The organism is Ruegeria sp. AL2 (assembly GCF_056540845.1).
Genome location: NZ_JBQFXM010000001.1, coordinates 31,194 through 48,878 on the forward strand (window position 1 = coordinate 31,194; position 17,685 = coordinate 48,878).

Sequence of the window (17,685 nt, forward strand, 5' to 3'; positions counted from 1 at the left end):
TCGTGATGCGGCTTTTTGGGGAACCGATCAGCTGAAATCGTATTCCGGCCAGAGTTCGGGGTCGATCCCGTCGAGCATCGGCTTGATATGCTCGACAACCCCGCGCCAACCTCCGATAGACTTGGTCGAGATCTTGCTGCGCACCTGATCAATGCTGGCCGTGCGCACCTGTTTCGTGTTCTTTTCAGGGTGCATCATCGTTTCGTTCCACTCCAAATCGCAGAACGCGGCGACCTGCTGGCTGTAAGTTTTCGGGTCTGCCACCAGTTCTTCGTAAGGCACCGTCAGAATACGATTGCCGAACACGGCATCCCAATGTGCCATGTAGCGACGATACATATTTGCCGAATGGGCGATGGCCTGCATATTCGAGGCATAGCGCATTCCACCGGCAGGAAAACACCTGATCCATTTGGACAATCCAACATCACGCGGATCGCGCAGCATATTAATAATCTTTGCCTTTGGGAAGGCAGACAGCAGGAAGCCGATACGTTGATAATTGTGCGGCATCTTGTCGACAAAGGCGACAGAGTCGCCTGGAATTGGCGGCATCAATTCGAGGAATTCCCGCGCGAGTTCAGACGCTTTGGCAACGTCGTACTTCATGCCTTTTTTCTCATATTCACGCGACAGGTCGGCCCCCAAAGTCAGTTCACCGCAACCGGATATTCCGGGGGCTGAACTCAACATCATTTCCATCAATGTCGTGCCCGAGCGGGGCTGACCCAGTACAAAGATTGGTGTTGGCCCCTCGGCAAAGCCGGACTCTGGTGCATCTGAATCGACGGGGAACAAGCTGGTGATCCGGAACAGTTTTTCCTCTTCATCGGCCGAGACATAAGGGTTGCCTTGGTGCTGAATATCATTGGCCCGCGCGTAATACGGCATGGCGGCATTCAAACCGTCTAACTTTGAAATCAAATGCGCCTTGGCGAACTGGAGTTCCAGCTTATCATCTCCCTTTTCGGAGATGGCTTTATTTACGGCTTCCAGCAGCTCCGGAGCTTCCTCTGTAGTTGCCATTGCCGATAATTGCAGCAAAGCCGACACATGCTCGGGTTCGTTTTGAAGAATGCGCCTCAGTATTGCTTTGGACTCGTTCTTTTCGCCGGTTTGGTGAAGGTCTACAGATTTTATAAGGGCAATTTTTGTGTTCTCGGGGTCCAGCTCGTAGGCGCGGGCGACATCCCGCGAGTTTTCATCGTCAAAGCCGATATTGGCGTAAGCTCTGGCACGTTTAGCAAGAAGGTCCACATTGTCTGGATCGCTCTCCAGCTTCCTGCTCGCATGTTCGATCATCATGCGCCAGTTGGTGCCTTTGAGGTGAATTTCATCCAGCACGCGGTTCAATTCCTGGTTGTTGGGGAATTGCTCCAGCTTTTGTTCGGTATATTCCAGGGCCTTGGGAATTTGCCCGGTCTGCATCAATGCATTCGCCAGGTTTTCGACAAACTGCAGGTCGTCCGGTTTCATCCGCGAGGCTTCAACAAAATGCGGAATTGATTTCTTGTATTGCTTCATCTCGGTCAAGACAAAGCCGGCGATGGCATGATAATCTGAGTCTTTTGGGAATTTCTTGACACCCAACTGGGCCTTTTTCAAAGCTTGCGGCAGCTTGCCTGCTTCCAGAAGGGCCAGTGCTTTGCTCTTAAGGGATTGCGTTGTCTGGTTTTCCATGTGACCCCGTGAAATCCTGTGCCTGTATCAAGAATGTATCGGTGGTTCATTACCCATGTGCGGACGGTTTGCAATAACTCTTCCCAACGACGCAATGGCGCAGCTGTTTTCGGCTCGCCCGGCAAACGCTCTGCCTGCGGTGCCGAATTTCAATGTTTGTCCGACAAATCAGGTACATGTCGTGCGTAGTGGCGAAACAGGGCGCCATCTGGACGCGCTGCGGTGGGGATTCCTGCCGCATTGGTACAAGACCGAAACAGCGGGGCCGTTGCTGATCAACGCCCGGGCCGAGACCCTGGCGGACAAGCCCGCCTTTCGCGATGCTTGCCGGACACGCCGCTGTCTGATCTTAGCGACCGGGTTCTATGAATGGACAAAAACGAAACAGGGAACGCGCCTGCCCTGGTATATCCACCGTCAGGACAAAGCTCCGATTGCTTTTGCCGGGGTCTGGCAGGACTGGGGTCCTGAAGGTGAACGGCAGGGCACCTGTGCAATCGTGACGACGGCTGCCAACAAAAGGCTTGAGGTCATTCATCAGCGAATGCCCTTGATCGTAGAACCCGAAGACTGGCCATTGTGGTTGGGTGAAGCCGGAAAAGGGGCCGCGCGGCTGATGCAGCCGGGGCACGAGGATGTGCTGACCTTCCACCGGGTCAGTCCTGTGGTGAACTCGAACCGGGCCAGCGGGCCAGAGCTGATCGAACCTTATGACGCGTGACCTTTTCTTTAGAAACGCAGCAAGCTAAACCTTCGGCATGGCTCTGAAATTTCCTGACCTGACCCAACTTTACGCGCACGGGTATGATACCGTGATCGACGTTCGCAGCCCTGCCGAGTTTGCCGAAGATCATCTACCGGGTGCAATAAACCTGCCTGTGCTGAACAACGAGGAACGCGCCCGGGTCGGAACCATTTATGTACAGGACAGCCCCTTTCTGGCGCGCAAGCTGGGCGCTGCTTTGGTGTTCCGCAATGCAGCTAATCACATCGAACACCACCTCAGCCATCATGACGGAGCGTGGCGCCCCTTGGTCTATTGCTGGCGCGGTGGACAGCGTTCCGGATCATTCACATGGATGTTGCAGCAAATCGGTTGGCGCGCGGAAGTTGTTGAGGGCGGCTATCGTACCTACCGTCGATTGGTGAACGCTTATTTGTACGATGATCCCTTGCCACATCGGCTGATCGCGCTGGATGGCTACACGGGCACCGCAAAAACCGATCTTTTGGCTCTGTTGCACGCACGAGGTGTACAGGTTCTGGACCTTGAAGCGCTGGCCAACCATCGCGGGTCCTTGCTGGGCGAAAGGCCTGGGGGGCAGCCCAGCCAAAAGGGGTTTGAATCTGCTCTGTCCGCTGCGCTGTGCGCAATGAACCCGGCGCGTCCAGTCGTGGTCGAAGCGGAATCCTCCAAAATTGGCAGCTTGATTCTGCCACCCAGCCTTTGGAACGCGTTGTGTAAGGCTCCGCGCGTGAGCATTACGGCTTCGATTGAAGCACGTTCGGCCTATCTGGTGCGGGCTTATGACGACATTCTGTCTGACAGTGACCGATTGCGGGACCGGTTATCACCGCTGCGGTTCCATCGCGGGCATGAGGTCGTGGACGGGTGGCTGCGCTTGATTGATGCGGATGAAAAACAGGCGCTGACACAGGCGTTGATGGAACAGCATTATGATCCCGCATACACCAAGTCCCGGCAATCCCGCCCGGTACAGGTGTTGGCCAATCTCAATATCGCAACTTTGGACAATGCGGGGCTGAGCAACGCGGCCGCGCAAATTGAAAGCCTGCTGGATCAGCTGTGAATGCGCAAGCCGGGTGTGCTGGTCAGTTGGCCAATGATCATTGCCGGATATCCCGCGTCCAGAAGATCTTGCAGAAGAGTATCGGCGTCCTTCGCATTCACGGCGGCCAGCAGGCCCCCGGCTGATTGCGGATCAAAAAGCAGCGCCGCCTTGCCCCCGGACGGAAGATTGGGCGCAATCTCGCTGTTGTCAGCAAAAATCGTTGACCGGACCCCCTGATCCGTCAGCGCAAGAGCACCGTCCATAACCTTTACAGCGTCCAGATCAAGCATGGCGCCGCAATGCGATGCGTCGCAGATGCCTTGCAGATGCCCGGCCAGACCAAACCCGGTCACGTCGGTCATCGCATGGGCGTTGGCCAAAATGCGGGCTGCATCGCCCTGCGGCTGTGTCATATGTTTGTAGGCTGCCGCGACCCAGGCCCCTTCGGCAAGACCGGCCATTTCCGCTGCCATCAGAACTCCGCTTCCCAAGGGTTTGGTCAGGATCAGGCGATCTCCCGGCTGCCCGCCCGCCAATGTAATCGGGGTAGCCTCACACAGGCCAGTCAGCGTGAAACCAACAGTCATCTCATCGCCCATTGAACTGTGCCCGCCCACGATTTCTGCGCCCGCAGCGCGCATGACGTCACTCGCGACTGACATGACTTCGGACATTGTGCGGCTTTGCAGGGGGGCGGACATGCGCGGCAGGATGATCGTTGCCGTGGCCGCCTGAGGCGCGGCCCCCATGGCCCAGATATCCCCTAGGGCGTGAACCGCGGCAACACGCGTCATCAGTGCGGGATCGTTGGTGAAAGCCCGCAGATGGTCGGACGTCATGACTTGCTGCGCCCCGCCCGTTTGCAATAGCGCGGCATCGTCGCCGGGCAAGGTAGCGACGTCGGTACGAGTAGGGGCGGGGAGGGATTTCAGGGCGATTTGCAATGCGTCGCGCCCGACCTTTGCTCCACATCCTCCGCACATGGGCTTTTCACCCAAAACCCCATCAAGCCCAGCGGCCCGGTCGCGTGGCAGGGCGGGCGGTGTCATTCGCGGCAGGTCGCGAAACTTTTTCATGAAACTCTGGTCGATATGGTTCTTCCAGGCCCACATCAACGGGCCGCTGAACGATGTTCCCAAACGCTCGGCCAGTGCAGACTTGCCACCTAGTGAGATCAGTTTGAGATAGTCTTTTTGCGGTGTGTATTTTCGCATCCGTCCCGCGCCGAGCGCTGCGCGCAGATTATCGAACAAAACCGGCGCTTCGCGCACCGCATAGACGCCAGCCTTCGGTCTGGGGTTTTCCGAAAGATGGGCGCAATCCCCGGCGGCAAACACAGCCGGATCACTGGATTGCAGGTAGCTGTTCACGCGGATGTATCCGTCCTGAAGGTCAAGCCCTGTATTTGCGATCCAGTCATAGGCGCGGGCTCCGGCGGCACCGGTCACGAAACCAGCCGGAATTGTGCGCCCGTCCTGTAGTTCCACGTGATCCTGCCCGATCCGGGTGATCACCGTGTTTTCGATCACCTCCACGCCAAGATCATGCATTGCAATCCGGATTGTTGCCGCCGCCTTGGGTTTGGTTGCAGTCAGGGCCGAGGCACTATCGATCAGGGTAATCTGTGCCGCCCGCCCCCTGGCCTTTAACGCGTGCGCCATCGCCATGACCAGTTCGACGCCCGCGACGCCGCCGCCGATCACAGCGACCGAGGCCGGCCCTTGACCCTTTAGATACTCGGCCCATTTCGCAGCAAAAGGTCCCAACGGCTTGGCTGGCACTGCATGTTCCGCAAAGCCCGGCAGGGCGGGCATGTCCGACGTGATCCCTACATTGACCGAAGCCACATCGAAGCCTACCGGAGGATGCCCGGGGACGTGCACTTCATGTGTTTCGGTGTCGATGCCACTGACCGCACCCAAGATCACACGTGCACCTGCGAAACGGGCCAATCTGACAAGATCGATATCCAACTCCCACCGGTCGTAATGACCGGCGACATATCCGGGCAACATTCCTGAGTAGGGGGCAGTGGGGCCGGGGTTGATCACGGTTACCCGCGCGCCGGGCAAAGGGTTCATTCCCCATTTGCGCAGCAGCAGGGCATGGGTGTGGCCGCCGCCAATTAAAACCAGATCACGGGTCAGGGGCAGCGGAGATGTGTGCATTTGTGTTAATTCGCGCTGTGGTCCGGAACATCCTCGACCTGCTCGACCGCGTGGGTGGCCCAGAGCTCATCCTCGCCAGCATCGGGCAGGTCGCTGGGCAGTTCATGACGGTGAATGTGCCATTTTGCAATGAACAGGGCCGTGATCGGAGCCGTCAGGAATAGAAACAGCGTGATCAGAAGCTCGTGTAGCGACAGTTTGCCTTCCAGCAGAACGGAATGGGTGATCGAAGCCAGCAACACCCCGCCCACACCCAAAGTTGTCGCTTTGGTCGGCGCGTGAAGGCGCGACATAGGGTCATTCAACTTGATCATGCCGAAGGACCCGACAAACCCGAAGATACCCGAGACTATCAGGAAAACGGCGATCAGCAGCTCTGCAAGGAATGTCATATCGCCCTCATTCGATGATGTTGCCGCGCAGCATGAAGCGTGCATAAGCCACGGTTGAGACGAAGCCCAGCATCGCGATGATCATCGCCGCTTCGAAGAAAATCTCGGTCCCTTTCGACAGGCCATAAAGGATCATCAGGGCAATCGTATTGATGACCATCGTATCCAGAGCCAGAACCCGGGTCCCAACGCCGTCCGCGGTAATTATCCGCCACAGACACATCATGATCGCCGCGCCGAAACAGGCAAATGCAAAGTAGATTGCGTATTCGATCATTCGAAAATCTCCTTCAGGCGACGTTCATAGCGTTGCTTGATTTCGTCGCGCACCTGATCCGGGTTCGGCGCGTCCAGGCAATGAACCAGCAGATTGTGCCCCTGTGCCGACAGGTCGCAACTGACGGTGCCGGGCGTCATCGTGATGGTTCCGGCCAGCACGGTTATGGCCTCGGGTGTCCGAAGCTCCAGCGGAATGCTAACCCAGTTGGGCCGCCGGTCTTCATTGCGTTTGAAGAGGACGATCCGGGCCACCGTCATATTTGCAACGACAATATCCCACAGCACCACGATCATGTATTCGGCGACCATGGGCCAGTTGCGCAGCTTGGGCCTGTCGGGCCAGTAAGGTTGTGTGACGAAGGGAATGATGATTCCAAGGATCAGGCCAAAGACCAGAGAATTCAGTGACGGGCTGTTGGCCAGCAGAATCCAGACGATCGTCAACAAAATGGTCAGGTGCGGGTGCGGAAAAATCCGGTGTAGCAGTTTCATCACTCGGCCCCTCCCAATACGGCAGAGATGTAGTTTTCAGGCATAAACAGCTGCCCTGCGGTTTGGCTTGTATATTCCAGCGCAGGACCCGCGAACAATGTCAGCAGGATCAGGCCGGCTACGGCGCCAAACACGGCAGTAAAGGCCAGACCGGGTTGCGGTTCAGGTGCGACCGGTGCAGGGGCAGCTTCATTTTCCGCTGGCTCAGCTATCGGAACAGCCTGAGTGTCGTAACTTTTCCAGAAAATCAAAGTTCCGGCTCGGGCCAACCCGATTATTGTGACGAACGAGCCGATCAGAATCACGGCCCAGACCGTCGTGGCATCCGAAGCATCGCGCGAGGCGTCCAGCACAAGCAGCTTGCCAATAAAGCCGGACAAGGGCGGCATCCCCGCCATCGCAATCGCCCCCACGAAGAACAGCGCGGACACCAGCCCGCTTTGCGGCATGGGTGGCGTTGGTGCGATGGCCCCGCCGCGCCGCGCCATCACCAGATCGGCAACCAGGAATAGCAGGGCTGTCGCCAGTGTCGAATGGAACACATAGTACAGTGCCGCGGCTGTTGCATCAGGCGTGAATTGCGAGATTGCGATCAACAGGGTGCCCATGGATGCAATCGCGCAGAACGCCACCATGCGGGCGATGTGTTTTGACCCCAGAATGCCGATAGCCCCGACAGCCAAAGTGACAAGTGCAGCAGGTTGCAACCACGCACCCACCAGTCCCTGTGTTGCGGCGACATCGGGGCCAAAGGCCAGTGTGAACATCCGCAGAATCGAATAAGCCCCGACCTTGGTCATGATTGCAAACAGGGCCGCGACGGGCATTGGCGCATTGGCGTAGCTGGCAGGTAGCCAGAAATGCAGGGGCAGAACGGCGGCCTTGATGCAAAAGACCAGCAGCAAAAGAACCGCGCCAACCCGCAGCAATGCCGTATCCTCGGCCGGGATTTCTGCTACCCGTAAGGCGATATCTGCCATGTTCAGTGTCCCAGTCACGCCATAGATCGTGCCCAAAGCAAACAGGAACAAAGTCGATCCCAACAGGTTGTAAGCGACATATTGCACACCCGCCTTCAACCGCACCGCACCGCCACCATGGGTCATCAGGCCATAAGAGGCGATCAGCAGAACTTCGAAAAACACGAAAAGGTTAAAGGCATCTCCGGTCAGGAAAGCGCCGCAGACACCCATAAGCTGAAAATGGAACAGGGCGTGGAAATGCTTGCCCCGGTTGTCCCAGCCTGTTGCAATGGCGTAAAGCACAATAGGCAGGGCAAGCAGAGCTGTCAGCAAAACCATCATGGCTGACATTCGATCCAGCACCATGACAATGCCAAACGGGGCAGGCCAGTTGCCAAGCTCGTATACCTGAATATCTCCGCCCGAGGCCTGTGCCGTGATCGTCAGGGCGATACCCAACAGGGCTACAACACCGGCAACCGAAAAGATGCGCTGCAAATCCAGATGGTATCGCAGGACCATGATGTTAAACGGAGCCAGGATCGCGGGCAGGACGATCGGCGCAACGATCCAGTGGTTCATGCGTCTTCTCCTGCTGCATCTACGCTGTCCTGCGCTGTCATGTCGATATGGTCATCCTTGGAGGACAGGTACGCGCTGAGCGAGATCATCACGATCACCGCGGTCATCCCAAAGGAAATCACAATTGCGGTCAGCACCAGCGCCTGTGGCAGAGGATCGGTATAAGCGACGTCCTTGTATTTGTTCAGAACCGGGGGGGCGTTCAGCGCAAGGCGCCCGGTCGCGAACAGGAACACGTTGACCGCGTAAGTAATCAGCGACAGGCCCAGAATAACAGGGAACGTCCGGCGGCGCAGGATCAGGAATATTCCGGCAGCGGTCAAGATACCGACGGCAGAGGCTACGAGCGCTTCCATCAGGCCTGCTCCTTCTCTTGTTCTTGTTCCGGTGGAGAGTCCCGCAGAGGGTTGATATCCATCGGAAATTCCTGTGCCATTCCGGGTTGCCATGCAAAGCGGGACAGGCTGTCGAGCGCCAGCATTACCGCGCCCAGAACCGCAAGGAACACGCCCGTGTCAAACAGCATGGCGGTGGCCCATTCGAATTCCTCAAGTGGCGGCCAGTGGAGATAGCCGAAATCACTGGTCAAGAAGGGGCGTTCATTAAACCAGGCCCCCAGACCCGTGGCTGCGGCGATCAGGACGCCCCAGCCAATGGTGCCATGGTAATAAAACCGCTGCCGCTCAATCGCCCAGGTATAGCCGCTGGCCATGTATTGCATCAGATAGGCGATGGCGACGATCAGCCCGGCGATAAAACCGCCGCCTGGCTGGTTGTGCCCACGGAAGAAAATATAAGCCCCGACCATCAGCGCAATTGGCATCATCACGCGGGTCGCCACAACCATCATCAGCGGATGTGAATCACCGGATTGAGGCCAATGCGGTTTGCGATTCAGCAGGTAACTGCGGACATTGGTGCTTAGCACGGATTCCGTCAGCGCAAAGATAATCAGCGCGGCAATGCCCAGCACGATGATCTCGCCAAACGTATCAAAACCCCGGAAGTCGACCAGGATCACGTTGACAACATTGGTGCCGCCACCACCCTTATAGGAATTGGCCAGATGGAATTCTGAAATCGTTGGAAATGCAAAATCGCGCATCATCATCGCGTAGACCAGCGCGCCGGTGCCAAGACCGGCAACGACGGAAATCGCGGCATCCCGCCATCGCCGCGCCGCGCTGCTGTCCCACGGCGTCTCGGTCGGCAGGAAGTTCAGCGACAGCAGCAACAAGATCATCGTTACCACCTCGACCGAGATTTGCGTCAAGGCAAGGTCAGGAGCTGAAAGATAGTTGAACGCGATGGAAACGATCAGGCCCACGACACCGATCAAAACCAGCGACAACAGGCGGTTCCGGTGGAACCACATGATACCAAGCGTCGCGCCCACCAGACAGATCCAGCCGATGATCGGAATGATCTGCGCTGGCAGCGGAACGCGTGTTTCCACACCGATGGTGCCTGTCGAATAGGCGTAATAACCAAGGCCTACAGTGAAGGCGACGAAGATGACCGCATAGCGGCTGAGAACACCGTTATGCATTTCATCGGTTATCCAGCGGCTTAACCTGGTCAGCGCGTCGATGATTGCCTCAAAGATCACCTTGGCCTCGGGTCGGGGCAGGGCATTCCAGACCTGCTCGCCGCGTTTGTGCATTGCCAGCAGGAACAGGCCGCCCAACGTCGCAACAACCGACATGTAAAGTGCAGGCGTGAAGCCATGCCACAGTTTGAGCGAGTAATACGGCAGCTTCTCTCCGCCAATTACCGCGCTGGAAACCACGGCGATCAGGGGGCCAACGATTACTGCGGAATTCAGACCGATCAGGACGACCAGCACCACCAGCAATGCGGGTGCCAGCCACAGCCCGACAGGCGGGTCATGCGGATGGGCGGGATAATCGTCTCGCTGGGGTCCAAGGAAAACATGGCTGACGAATCGGAAAGAATAAGCGGCCGAAAACAGCGCTGCCAAAAGTGCCAGTCCCGGAACCAGATAATGTGAATGCAACCAGGTGGTATGGACGGTCTCTTCCAGCATCATCTCTTTCGACAAAAAGCCGTTCAGCGGCGGCAGACCCGCCATGGACAGGGCCGCGATGGTGCCGATGGTAAAGGTGATCGGCATCAGGTGGCGCAGACCGCCCAACCGTTTCAGGTTCCGCGTACCGGTCTCGTGATCCACGATCCCGGCCGTCATGAACAGGGCGGCCTTAAAGGTCGCATGGTTGATGATGTGGAAAATGGCGGCCACGGCGGCAATTTTGGTGCCAAAGCCCAGCAGCATGGTGATCAGGCCCAGATGGGATACGGTCGAAAAGGCTAGCAGCGCCTTTAGATCATCCTTGAACAGCGCGATGACCGCACCCAGCAGCATGGTGATCAGACCAGTCGTGGCCACGATGTAGAACCAGGCATCTGTTCCTGCCAGAACCGGCCACATCCGCGCCATCAGGAACAGACCGGCTTTCACCATGGTGGCCGAGTGCAAATAGGCGGAAACCGGTGTCGGTGCGGCCATCGCATGCGGCAGCCAGAAGTGAAACGGGAACTGTGCCGACTTGGTGAAAGCGCCCAACAGGATCAGGATCAACGCCGGCAGGTAGTAGGGGGACGCCTGAATCAGTTCCTTGCTCTGCAAAATGACACTCAGGTCATAGGACCCAACGATATTGCCGAGGATCAGCATCCCGGCGATCATCGCCAACCCACCCGAGCCGGTGACGGCCAAAGCCATGCGCGCGCCCTGTCGGCCATCGGGCAGATGTTTCCAATAGCCGATTAGCAGGAATGAGCTGAGCGATGTAAGTTCCCAGAAAACAATCAAAAGTAGGATATTGTCGGACAGGACAATACCAACCATCGCCCCCTGAAATAGCAGCAGGTAGGTATAGAACTGCCCCATCGGGTCTTCGCGCGACAGGTAAAACCGTGCGTAGAGGATGATGAGCAATCCAATGCCGAGGATCAGCAAGGCGAAAAGAAATCCCAGCCCGTCCAGCATGAAATTCGCGTTCAGGCCTAACCTTGGTATCCAGTCAAACCGGGCGGTCACGACGTCTCCGCGCATGACCGAAGGGATGTGGATCAACAGCCCCATCAGGGCCAGAAATGTGGTCAACCCGGCTGCGGATGCGGCAGCGTTTCGGCCCGCGCGGATCAGCAGTGCGGGAAATACAGCACCAAGGAAGGGAAGGGCCGCGATAAGGAATAGGGACAAGTGCGATACTCCGGTCTGGGCGGTCAGGGTGAGGTCAATTTTGTAAGGATATTTTGCCGACTGTCCAGAGATGGCAACTTTTTAACGAGCTGAAATGGATCACCAAGGTATTGGCGGCGCAGCGCATTAATGACGCGATCTTGATCTGCGAGCTGTCTTTCACCGCGCAACCTGCTGTCTGGTTGTGATAGAAACAGCACCAGCGAACAGGAGGCTGAGGTGTGGCCGAAAAAATGAACCGATCCCGACGGTGGGTAGTGATTGGCGTCGGTGCCGCGATTGCTGCCGGGTTTGCGATTAGGCAATACAGGCTGATCCCCGAAGATCACAGCGGTGGCCGCATCAGCGTGGCCGACGCCCATGAGCAGGCAGTGGACGGGCGCGTTCTGCTGGTTGATATCCGCACACCGCGCGAGTGGCGCGCCTCGGGAATTGGCGAGGGCGCGGTACCGCTGGACTTGCGCCGCGAGGATTTCGTCGACGTTCTGACACAAATGACCGGCGGTGATCAGGCTGCGCCCGTGGCGCTGATTTGCGCCCGAGGGGTGCGGTCCGCGCGCCTCAGCAATCGTTTGATTGAAGCCGGATTCACAAATATCATCGACGTACCCGAGGGTATGTTGGGCTCGGCGGCCGGGCCGGGATGGGTAAGAGCCGGTTTACCGGTTCGCAAATACAATGAGGATGCGGGATGATCAGGGAAATCGGCTTGGCAGCAGTATTTGCCTTCACCGCGCAGTTGGCCCTGGCGGGTTGCGCTGATCAGGGGGATATTTGCGAAACCTCCTTGGGCGCGTACCATATCGAACTGCCCGATGCGGAAAACCCGCCATTGGTGGTGTTTCTGCACGGATATGGCGGCAGTGGATCGGGAACGATGCGAAATCGCGGGATGGTCGAACCTCTGTTGGCGCGCGGTTATGCAGTGATGGCGCCTGAAGGTTCGGAAAGGCCCAACCGGGGCGGCAGAAAAAGCTGGAATTTTATCCCTGGATTTGGCGAACGGGATGAAACCGCCTTTCTGTCCGAAGTGGTTCAGGACGCGGAAAACCGGTTCGGAATCAATGTGGACCGGGTCATGCTGGGCGGGTTTTCGGCTGGTGGCTTTATGGTCAACTATCTCGCCTGCAAGGCGCCCGAGACATTTTCAGCATATGTTCCGGTGTCCGGAGGATTCTGGCGGCCACACCCAGAAACCTGCAAGGGTCCAATCCGGATGCTGCATACCCATGGCTGGACGGACAACGTAGTTCCGCTTGAGGGGCGCGTACTGGGCGGTGGCCGGTTTCAGCAGGGCGATATCTATGCCGGGCTCGAAATCTGGCGCGAGGCAAATGGCTGCGTCGATCACAAACCGGCCGGCTTTAGCACAACGGAGAATTTCATGCGCCGCCGCTGGACCACCTGTGCCAAAGGCAGCGCGCTGGAGTTCGCCTTGTTCCCGGGGGGGCATACAGTTCCAGCCGGTTGGGCCGATATGGTCGTGGATTGGTACGAAGGGCTTCCCGGCAGTTGATCACTCTGCCGGCGCCATCTTGATCTTGCCTTCAACCAGTTGCTTCAGCTCGGCCCGGTAACGGCGGGCCGACCGGGTGATGGCAGGTTCGCGGAAATCCTCGCGCATCCCGACCATCCGGCGTGCGGCACCGGCCGAAACACCGCTGAGTGCCGATAGCGGGATGGCCAGGGCGAGACTGATGGCAATCGGAGCCAACCAGATCGAGACCAGCCCGGACAGGATACCAACACTCAAGGCGATGCCACTGACTGTTTCCAATGCATGACACAGAAGCAGTGTGCGTAATCCGTAACTGCCACCGTCGCGTGCTTGCGGCGACCAGCCCCGCTGAATGCCAAGCGCCGTCCGGAAAACGGCGATCATCTGTTGCACCATCAGGATCGGCGCATACAGGATCGACAGAATGACCTCGGCCAGAAACGAGGTCAGGAACTTGAGGCCGCCTCCGAATTCGGAATAGCGTACACCGCTTAGCGGCAAAGCCAGAACTCCCAGCACCTTGGGTGCCAGCAGCATTGCATACATCACAAGAATGATCAGAACGTGCCGGGTTTCCGACATTTCCGGCCATTGCGGGAACAGCGGATTATCGGGGCTGAAGTAATGCAGGACAGAAGCGTCTTTGCCCTGACCGATCAGTGCCCACATCAAAAGCAGCGCAAACCACAAAGGTGACATCAAATAGCCAACGGCACCGTGGAACATGTGAAAACGCGAGACGGCCCGGAATCCAGTTGAGCCCAACAGTTTCAGGTGTTGCAGATTGCCCTGGCACCAACGCCGATCCCGCAACGCATGATCGATCAGTGTGGGGGGCGTTTCCTCGTAAGATCCCCGAATGCGCGGCAGGAACCGCACCGCCCATCCGGCACGGCGCAGCAATCCAGCCTCGACGAAATCGTGGCTCATGATCAGCTTATCCTGACCGTTGAGCGCACGCATCTTGGGCAGTCCGGCACTGGTAGCGAAAGCCTTGGTGCGGATAATTGCGTTGTGGCCCCAATAATTACCCTCTTGCCCGCACCAACGCGCCAACCCTTCGGCAAAGGCGATGCCATAGACTCCATTGGCAAATTGTTGCATTCGGGCAAAAACCGATTGCGCGCCGATCAGTTGCGGATAGCTCTGAATCAGCCCGGCACCGGGATCACGCGCCAGCGCATCGGTCAGCCGGTGTATAGCGCGGCCGGTCATCAGGCTGTCCGCATCCAGAACCAGCATCGCGTCCCAGTCTGCGCCCCAGCGACTGACCCAGTCGGCGATGTTTCCCACCTTGCGGTCGGTGTTTTGCTCGCGACGGCGGTAATACAACTCCAGTCCTGGGGCGAGCGTGGTGCGCAGGGCTTCGACGCTGGCCTGTTCCTGTGCCGCGATTTCAGGATCGCGCGTGTCGGACAGGATAAACATGGCATAGTGATGCTGCCCACCGCGTGCCTGCAAATCTTCGAGCATGGTGCGGGCGTTGCCCAGCACGTTCCATGGCACTTCGTTGTATACCGGTGTCAAAAGGGCAACGCGCAGGGGCTGTGCTGTGCGTTTGCGCTGCGGACGATCTTGTCTCGACAGCGAAACCATACCCAGCAGAACGGTGCAGACCGTGAACGAAATCCAGAAGAAGTTGAACGAGATAAGCGCCAACAGGATGCCCTCGATCAGATTGATCCCCTGGGCGCTGAACCAGTCGCTCATGATCCACAGCAGGCCCAATGTCGCTACCATCGCCGGTGAAAACGCAAGCGCGCGCCAAAATCCAGTCGCGCCCGTGTCTGTGCCCGATGGGGCATCGGCATCGTGGAACCCAACGCTGAAATTCTGCGCGGGCATCGCCAGAGGTGCCTCGGGCGGCATGATATGCAAATCGCGGTTCATATGGTCCATCGGTAAAGCCACACCTCAGAGGCAGGCTGTTTGTCTTTCAGCAGTTGCGCGCGCAACTCGACATGATCGCGCCCATCTGGCTGGAATGAAAACGCAAGACGCAATCCACCCGTATCCGGGTTGCGTTGCAGAACACCGTCCGAGGTTTCTGCATGAGGGGAATCCACGAAGACACTGATCGCCTCGATATCATCGAACAAATCGCTGCCTTCGAAATCGATGACAGCCAAACGCCCTTCACCGAAGGTGTTCTCGCCCATGGCAGTGTTGGTCACCCGTGGCATCGGAGTGCGCTGAGGCTCCTCACCCCAGATCAGACGATAGGACAGGTCAACCCGACTGCCTGCTGCATAGGGTTCTGCCGGGCGCCAATAGGCGACGATGTTGTCGTAGATTTCCTGATCTGCCGGTATTTCGACCAAAGTAACGGTGCCTTTGCCCCAGTCATTCTGAGGCTCGACCCACAGGCCCGGGCGTTTGTGATAATTCGCCTCAAGGTCGGCATAGTCCGAAAACTCGCGCTTGCGCTGCATCAGCCCGAAGCCGCGCGGGTTCTCGTCAACGAAGGAAGATATTTGCAGGCGGGTCGGGTTGGCCAGCGGACGCCACAACACCTCGCCCGCGCCATTGCGGATCAACAGCCCGTCGCTGTCATGGACGGCAGGGCGGAAATCGTCAAACCGGCTGTGGTTGGTCTGGTCGAACAGGAACATCGAGGTGCCCGGCGCGATACCCACATGAGGCAGGTCTTCGCGGGGAAAAAGCGTGGCCTCGACATCGATAACGCAATCTGCCCCCGCCGTGACATTGAAGCGATAGGCGCCAGTCACGCTCGGACTGTCCATCAACGCATGGACGACCATATTGCGATGGCCGGGTTTGGGGCGTTCCAGCCAGAAACGGATGAATTCAGGAAATTCCTCACCATCCGGTTCGCCTGTTTTCAGGGCCAGACCGCGTGCTGACAAACCGTAGACCTCGTCCAGACCGATAGCGCGGAAATAGCTGGCACCCTGCCAGACGCAGAATTCATCCGTCTTGCCGGGGCGGTGCATCTCGGTCCGAAGGCGCAGGCCTGAAAAGCCCAGAGTCTCGTCGATGGGCAATTGTGGCACATCTTCAGATTTCTCGAACATCCCCAGATCGAAAACGACCGGTGTGGTCATGCCATTTTCGACCGTTTCCACCTTGACGGTCCGGGGGAAATACAGGCCCGGTGTGAAGAAATCGACGTTGAATGGTGTTTCGGTCTCGTACCACAAAGCCCGGTCCAGTCGGAATCGGATCGAGCGATACTGTTCGTAAGTCAGATCCTGCCATTCCTGAGGAACCATTTCACGTTCCGCATAAGGGCGGCTGGCCAGGTCGCGGGCCAATTCGACCACGTGGTCGCGGTCAAAGGGGACTGCGCCCCCGGATGCATATGCCGATGGGGCAAAGGCCAAGGCTGTCGTCGAGACGAGGAATGCGCGACGGGTTAAATTCATCTCTTCAATTTCCAGGGTTGAGACTTGAACCAAGATGCCAGATAAGCCACGCCAATGATCATGGCAAAGCCAATCATATTGGCGACAAAGACGGTGGCAACATCCCGCCCAGTCTGATCAAGGGCAACGCCGATAAGTCGTGCTGCCGCCATGGAAAATACAAAGACTGCAAGGGATTGCTGACCGACTTTGGTGATGACTGTCAACAGGAACTGCCAGACGCGCGCGCCCATGCTGTGACCCGTCGCAATCAGGCGGTGACCATGTTCGCCTGCCGCGGCCCAACCCAGATAGGCCAATGACAGAAAATGGACATATCGCAGCGCGCCAAACTCGGTTTTGTCGCGCAATTCGTCAGTCAGTGGCCAGATCTTTCGGATCGCAGCGCCCAACTCAGGCGCAGCGGTATTGACCCAGAGGAAGACCTTCCAAGATCCAAACGGAGCTGACAGGATCAGGAACAAGGCAGCCGCCCAGACCAGAGATTTCGATACCGGTGGAGCGGGAATCCAGCCGCGCATCAAGGCAAATCCGGTGAAGAACAGCAATTGCCAGCCAAACGGGTTGAAAAACCATTGCCGATCCGACCACGGCTCGGCCGGAAGGGCCAGCGCGCCGGTCTGGGTGACACACCAGATCGCCACAGATGCAGCAGCCATCAGCCAGAAACTGATACGGTATAGCGCGATGTAGAGCGGCATCAGCGCCAGTACCACCAGATACATCGGCAAGATGTCAAAGTAGTTCGGTACATAAGTCAGCGTGAAGAGCCCCACCATCTGCGGGGCGGGATCATCGAAGAAATGCTGAAGGTTCAGCGACGAGACATAGGTTTTCTCGAACGCACCGGTCAGGTCCAGCGCTGCCATTGTCATGGCAACAAAGAAGAACAGGGCAATATGGGCCCAATAAACCTGCCAGATGCGATAGGCCACACGGGCTGTGCCCATCCACCAGCCCTTGTACAGGAACGCCCCGCCAAAGGCGATGGCCGAGGCCATGCCCGAACAGAACACGAAGATCTCGGTTGCATCTGAGTACCCAAAGCGCGCCGGGATCCAATTCGCCCAGGGATCATTGGGAATGTGGGCAATCAGGATGATGAACATCGCGATGCCGCGATAGAAATCCAGTCGCGGGTCACGCGTGCGGGCGGGGGTCGCAGCCGAGGCCGCGACGGGTGCAAAATCAGCAGCGGGCGATATGGTCGCCATACGGTCTCTGTCC

General features: G+C 57.8%; 15 protein-coding genes. 4 read left to right on the forward strand and 11 right to left on the reverse strand.

What is annotated here, in order from left to right:
• Positions 1-27 precede the first annotated feature (27 nt).
• The gene (locus ACR0ID_RS00160; protein WP_480603082.1) at positions 28-1,680 is read right to left on the reverse strand and encodes a tetratricopeptide repeat-containing sulfotransferase family protein; all 1,653 of its coding nucleotides are present in this window, start codon (positions 1,678-1,680) and stop codon (positions 28-30) included.
• Positions 1,681-1,735: 55 nt separating this feature from the next.
• Between ACR0ID_RS00160 and ACR0ID_RS00165 the strand changes: the two genes are divergently transcribed.
• Entirely contained in the window at positions 1,736-2,401 is a 666-nt protein-coding gene (locus ACR0ID_RS00165) for an SOS response-associated peptidase (RefSeq protein WP_480517665.1), read from the forward strand.
• A 37-nt stretch (positions 2,402-2,438) separates the two neighbouring features.
• Positions 2,439-3,491, forward strand: a complete 1,053-nt coding sequence (gene mnmH, locus ACR0ID_RS00170; protein ID WP_480603084.1) for a tRNA 2-selenouridine(34) synthase MnmH — start codon at positions 2,439-2,441, stop codon at positions 3,489-3,491.
• Here the strand turns inward: mnmH and selD are convergent.
• From selD to ACR0ID_RS00205, 7 genes are read right to left on the reverse strand one after another with little or no spacing between them, the layout of a single operon-like run.
• Positions 3,482-5,641: a selenide, water dikinase SelD gene (gene selD / locus ACR0ID_RS00175; RefSeq protein ID WP_480603086.1), complete on the reverse strand. Its 2,160-nt coding sequence runs from the start codon at positions 5,639-5,641 to the stop codon at positions 3,482-3,484. The two genes, mnmH and selD, sit on opposite strands and share 10 nt — an antisense overlap.
• Positions 5,642-5,646: 5 nt before the next feature.
• Positions 5,647-6,033, reverse strand: coding sequence for a Na+/H+ antiporter subunit G (locus tag ACR0ID_RS00180; protein ID WP_480473524.1), 387 nt, complete (start codon positions 6,031-6,033; stop codon positions 5,647-5,649).
• A 7-nt stretch (positions 6,034-6,040) separates the two neighbouring features.
• Entirely contained in the window at positions 6,041-6,310 is a 270-nt protein-coding gene (locus ACR0ID_RS00185; RefSeq protein WP_209503286.1) for a K+/H+ antiporter subunit F, read from the reverse strand.
• Positions 6,307-6,804 carry a Na+/H+ antiporter subunit E gene (locus ACR0ID_RS00190; protein ID WP_480473523.1) on the reverse strand — a complete coding sequence of 166 codons (498 nt, stop codon included), beginning with the start codon at positions 6,802-6,804 and terminating at the stop codon, positions 6,307-6,309. The genes ACR0ID_RS00185 and ACR0ID_RS00190 overlap by 4 nt, the downstream gene beginning before the upstream one ends.
• Complete coding sequence (locus ACR0ID_RS00195) at positions 6,804-8,348, reverse strand: monovalent cation/H+ antiporter subunit D (RefSeq protein ID WP_480473522.1); 1,545 nt, start codon at positions 8,346-8,348, stop codon at positions 6,804-6,806. Before ACR0ID_RS00195 ends, ACR0ID_RS00190 begins: the two co-directional genes overlap by 1 nt.
• Positions 8,345-8,704, reverse strand: a complete 360-nt coding sequence (locus ACR0ID_RS00200; protein ID WP_209503290.1) for a Na+/H+ antiporter subunit C — start codon at positions 8,702-8,704, stop codon at positions 8,345-8,347. The genes ACR0ID_RS00195 and ACR0ID_RS00200 overlap by 4 nt, the downstream gene beginning before the upstream one ends.
• Positions 8,704-11,574 carry a monovalent cation/H+ antiporter subunit A gene (locus ACR0ID_RS00205; protein ID WP_480473520.1) on the reverse strand — a complete coding sequence of 957 codons (2,871 nt, stop codon included), beginning with the start codon at positions 11,572-11,574 and terminating at the stop codon, positions 8,704-8,706. Before ACR0ID_RS00205 ends, ACR0ID_RS00200 begins: the two co-directional genes overlap by 1 nt.
• A gap of 233 nt (positions 11,575-11,807) precedes the next feature.
• Between ACR0ID_RS00205 and ACR0ID_RS00210 the strand changes: the two genes are divergently transcribed.
• Positions 11,808-12,269, forward strand: a complete 462-nt coding sequence (locus ACR0ID_RS00210) for a rhodanese-like domain-containing protein (RefSeq protein WP_480553894.1) — start codon at positions 11,808-11,810, stop codon at positions 12,267-12,269.
• Positions 12,266-13,090, forward strand: coding sequence for a CE1 family esterase (locus ACR0ID_RS00215; protein WP_480553856.1), 825 nt, complete (start codon positions 12,266-12,268; stop codon positions 13,088-13,090). Before ACR0ID_RS00210 ends, ACR0ID_RS00215 begins: the two co-directional genes overlap by 4 nt.
• On the opposite strand, the gene mdoH is transcribed toward ACR0ID_RS00215, so the two are convergent.
• Genes mdoH through ACR0ID_RS00230 form a run of 3 tightly spaced genes read right to left on the reverse strand, consistent with a single transcriptional unit; the run spans position 13,091 to position 17,672 of the window.
• Entirely contained in the window at positions 13,091-14,962 is a 1,872-nt protein-coding gene (gene mdoH / locus ACR0ID_RS00220) for a glucans biosynthesis glucosyltransferase MdoH (protein ID WP_480603088.1), read from the reverse strand. It abuts the gene before it with no gap.
• On the reverse strand, positions 14,959-16,458 hold the full coding sequence (locus tag ACR0ID_RS00225) for an OpgD/OpgG family glucan biosynthesis protein (protein WP_480603090.1): 1,500 nt from the start codon (positions 16,456-16,458) through the stop codon (positions 14,959-14,961). Before ACR0ID_RS00225 ends, mdoH begins: the two co-directional genes overlap by 4 nt.
• The gene (locus tag ACR0ID_RS00230; RefSeq protein ID WP_480517648.1) at positions 16,455-17,672 is read right to left on the reverse strand and encodes an OpgC family protein; all 1,218 of its coding nucleotides are present in this window, start codon (positions 17,670-17,672) and stop codon (positions 16,455-16,457) included. The genes ACR0ID_RS00225 and ACR0ID_RS00230 overlap by 4 nt, the downstream gene beginning before the upstream one ends.
• Between the last annotated feature and the right edge of the window lie 13 nt (positions 17,673-17,685).

Coding starts and splice junctions, on each gene's coding strand:
- ACR0ID_RS00195 (WP_480473522.1), bottom strand. CDS start 8,348: ATGAACCACTGGATCGTTGCGCCGATCGTCCTGCCCGCGATCCTGGCT.
- selD (WP_480603086.1), bottom strand. CDS start 5,641: ATGCACACATCTCCGCTGCCCCTGACCCGTGATCTGGTTTTAATTGGC.
- ACR0ID_RS00225 (WP_480603090.1), bottom strand. CDS start 16,458: ATGAATTTAACCCGTCGCGCATTCCTCGTCTCGACGACAGCCTTGGCC.
- ACR0ID_RS00165 (WP_480517665.1), top strand. CDS start 1,736: ATGTGCGGACGGTTTGCAATAACTCTTCCCAACGACGCAATGGCGCAG.
- ACR0ID_RS00200 (WP_209503290.1), bottom strand. CDS start 8,704: ATGGAAGCGCTCGTAGCCTCTGCCGTCGGTATCTTGACCGCTGCCGGA.
- ACR0ID_RS00230 (WP_480517648.1), bottom strand. CDS start 17,672: ATGGCGACCATATCGCCCGCTGCTGATTTTGCACCCGTCGCGGCCTCG.
- ACR0ID_RS00210 (WP_480553894.1), top strand. CDS start 11,808: ATGAACCGATCCCGACGGTGGGTAGTGATTGGCGTCGGTGCCGCGATT.
- ACR0ID_RS00160 (WP_480603082.1), bottom strand. CDS start 1,680: ATGGAAAACCAGACAACGCAATCCCTTAAGAGCAAAGCACTGGCCCTT.
- mdoH (WP_480603088.1), bottom strand. CDS start 14,962: ATGAACCGCGATTTGCATATCATGCCGCCCGAGGCACCTCTGGCGATG.
- ACR0ID_RS00180 (WP_480473524.1), bottom strand. CDS start 6,033: ATGACATTCCTTGCAGAGCTGCTGATCGCCGTTTTCCTGATAGTCTCG.
- ACR0ID_RS00190 (WP_480473523.1), bottom strand. CDS start 6,804: ATGAAACTGCTACACCGGATTTTTCCGCACCCGCACCTGACCATTTTG.
- ACR0ID_RS00215 (WP_480553856.1), top strand. CDS start 12,266: ATGATCAGGGAAATCGGCTTGGCAGCAGTATTTGCCTTCACCGCGCAG.
- mnmH (WP_480603084.1), top strand. CDS start 2,439: ATGGCTCTGAAATTTCCTGACCTGACCCAACTTTACGCGCACGGGTAT.
- ACR0ID_RS00185 (WP_209503286.1), bottom strand. CDS start 6,310: ATGATCGAATACGCAATCTACTTTGCATTTGCCTGTTTCGGCGCGGCG.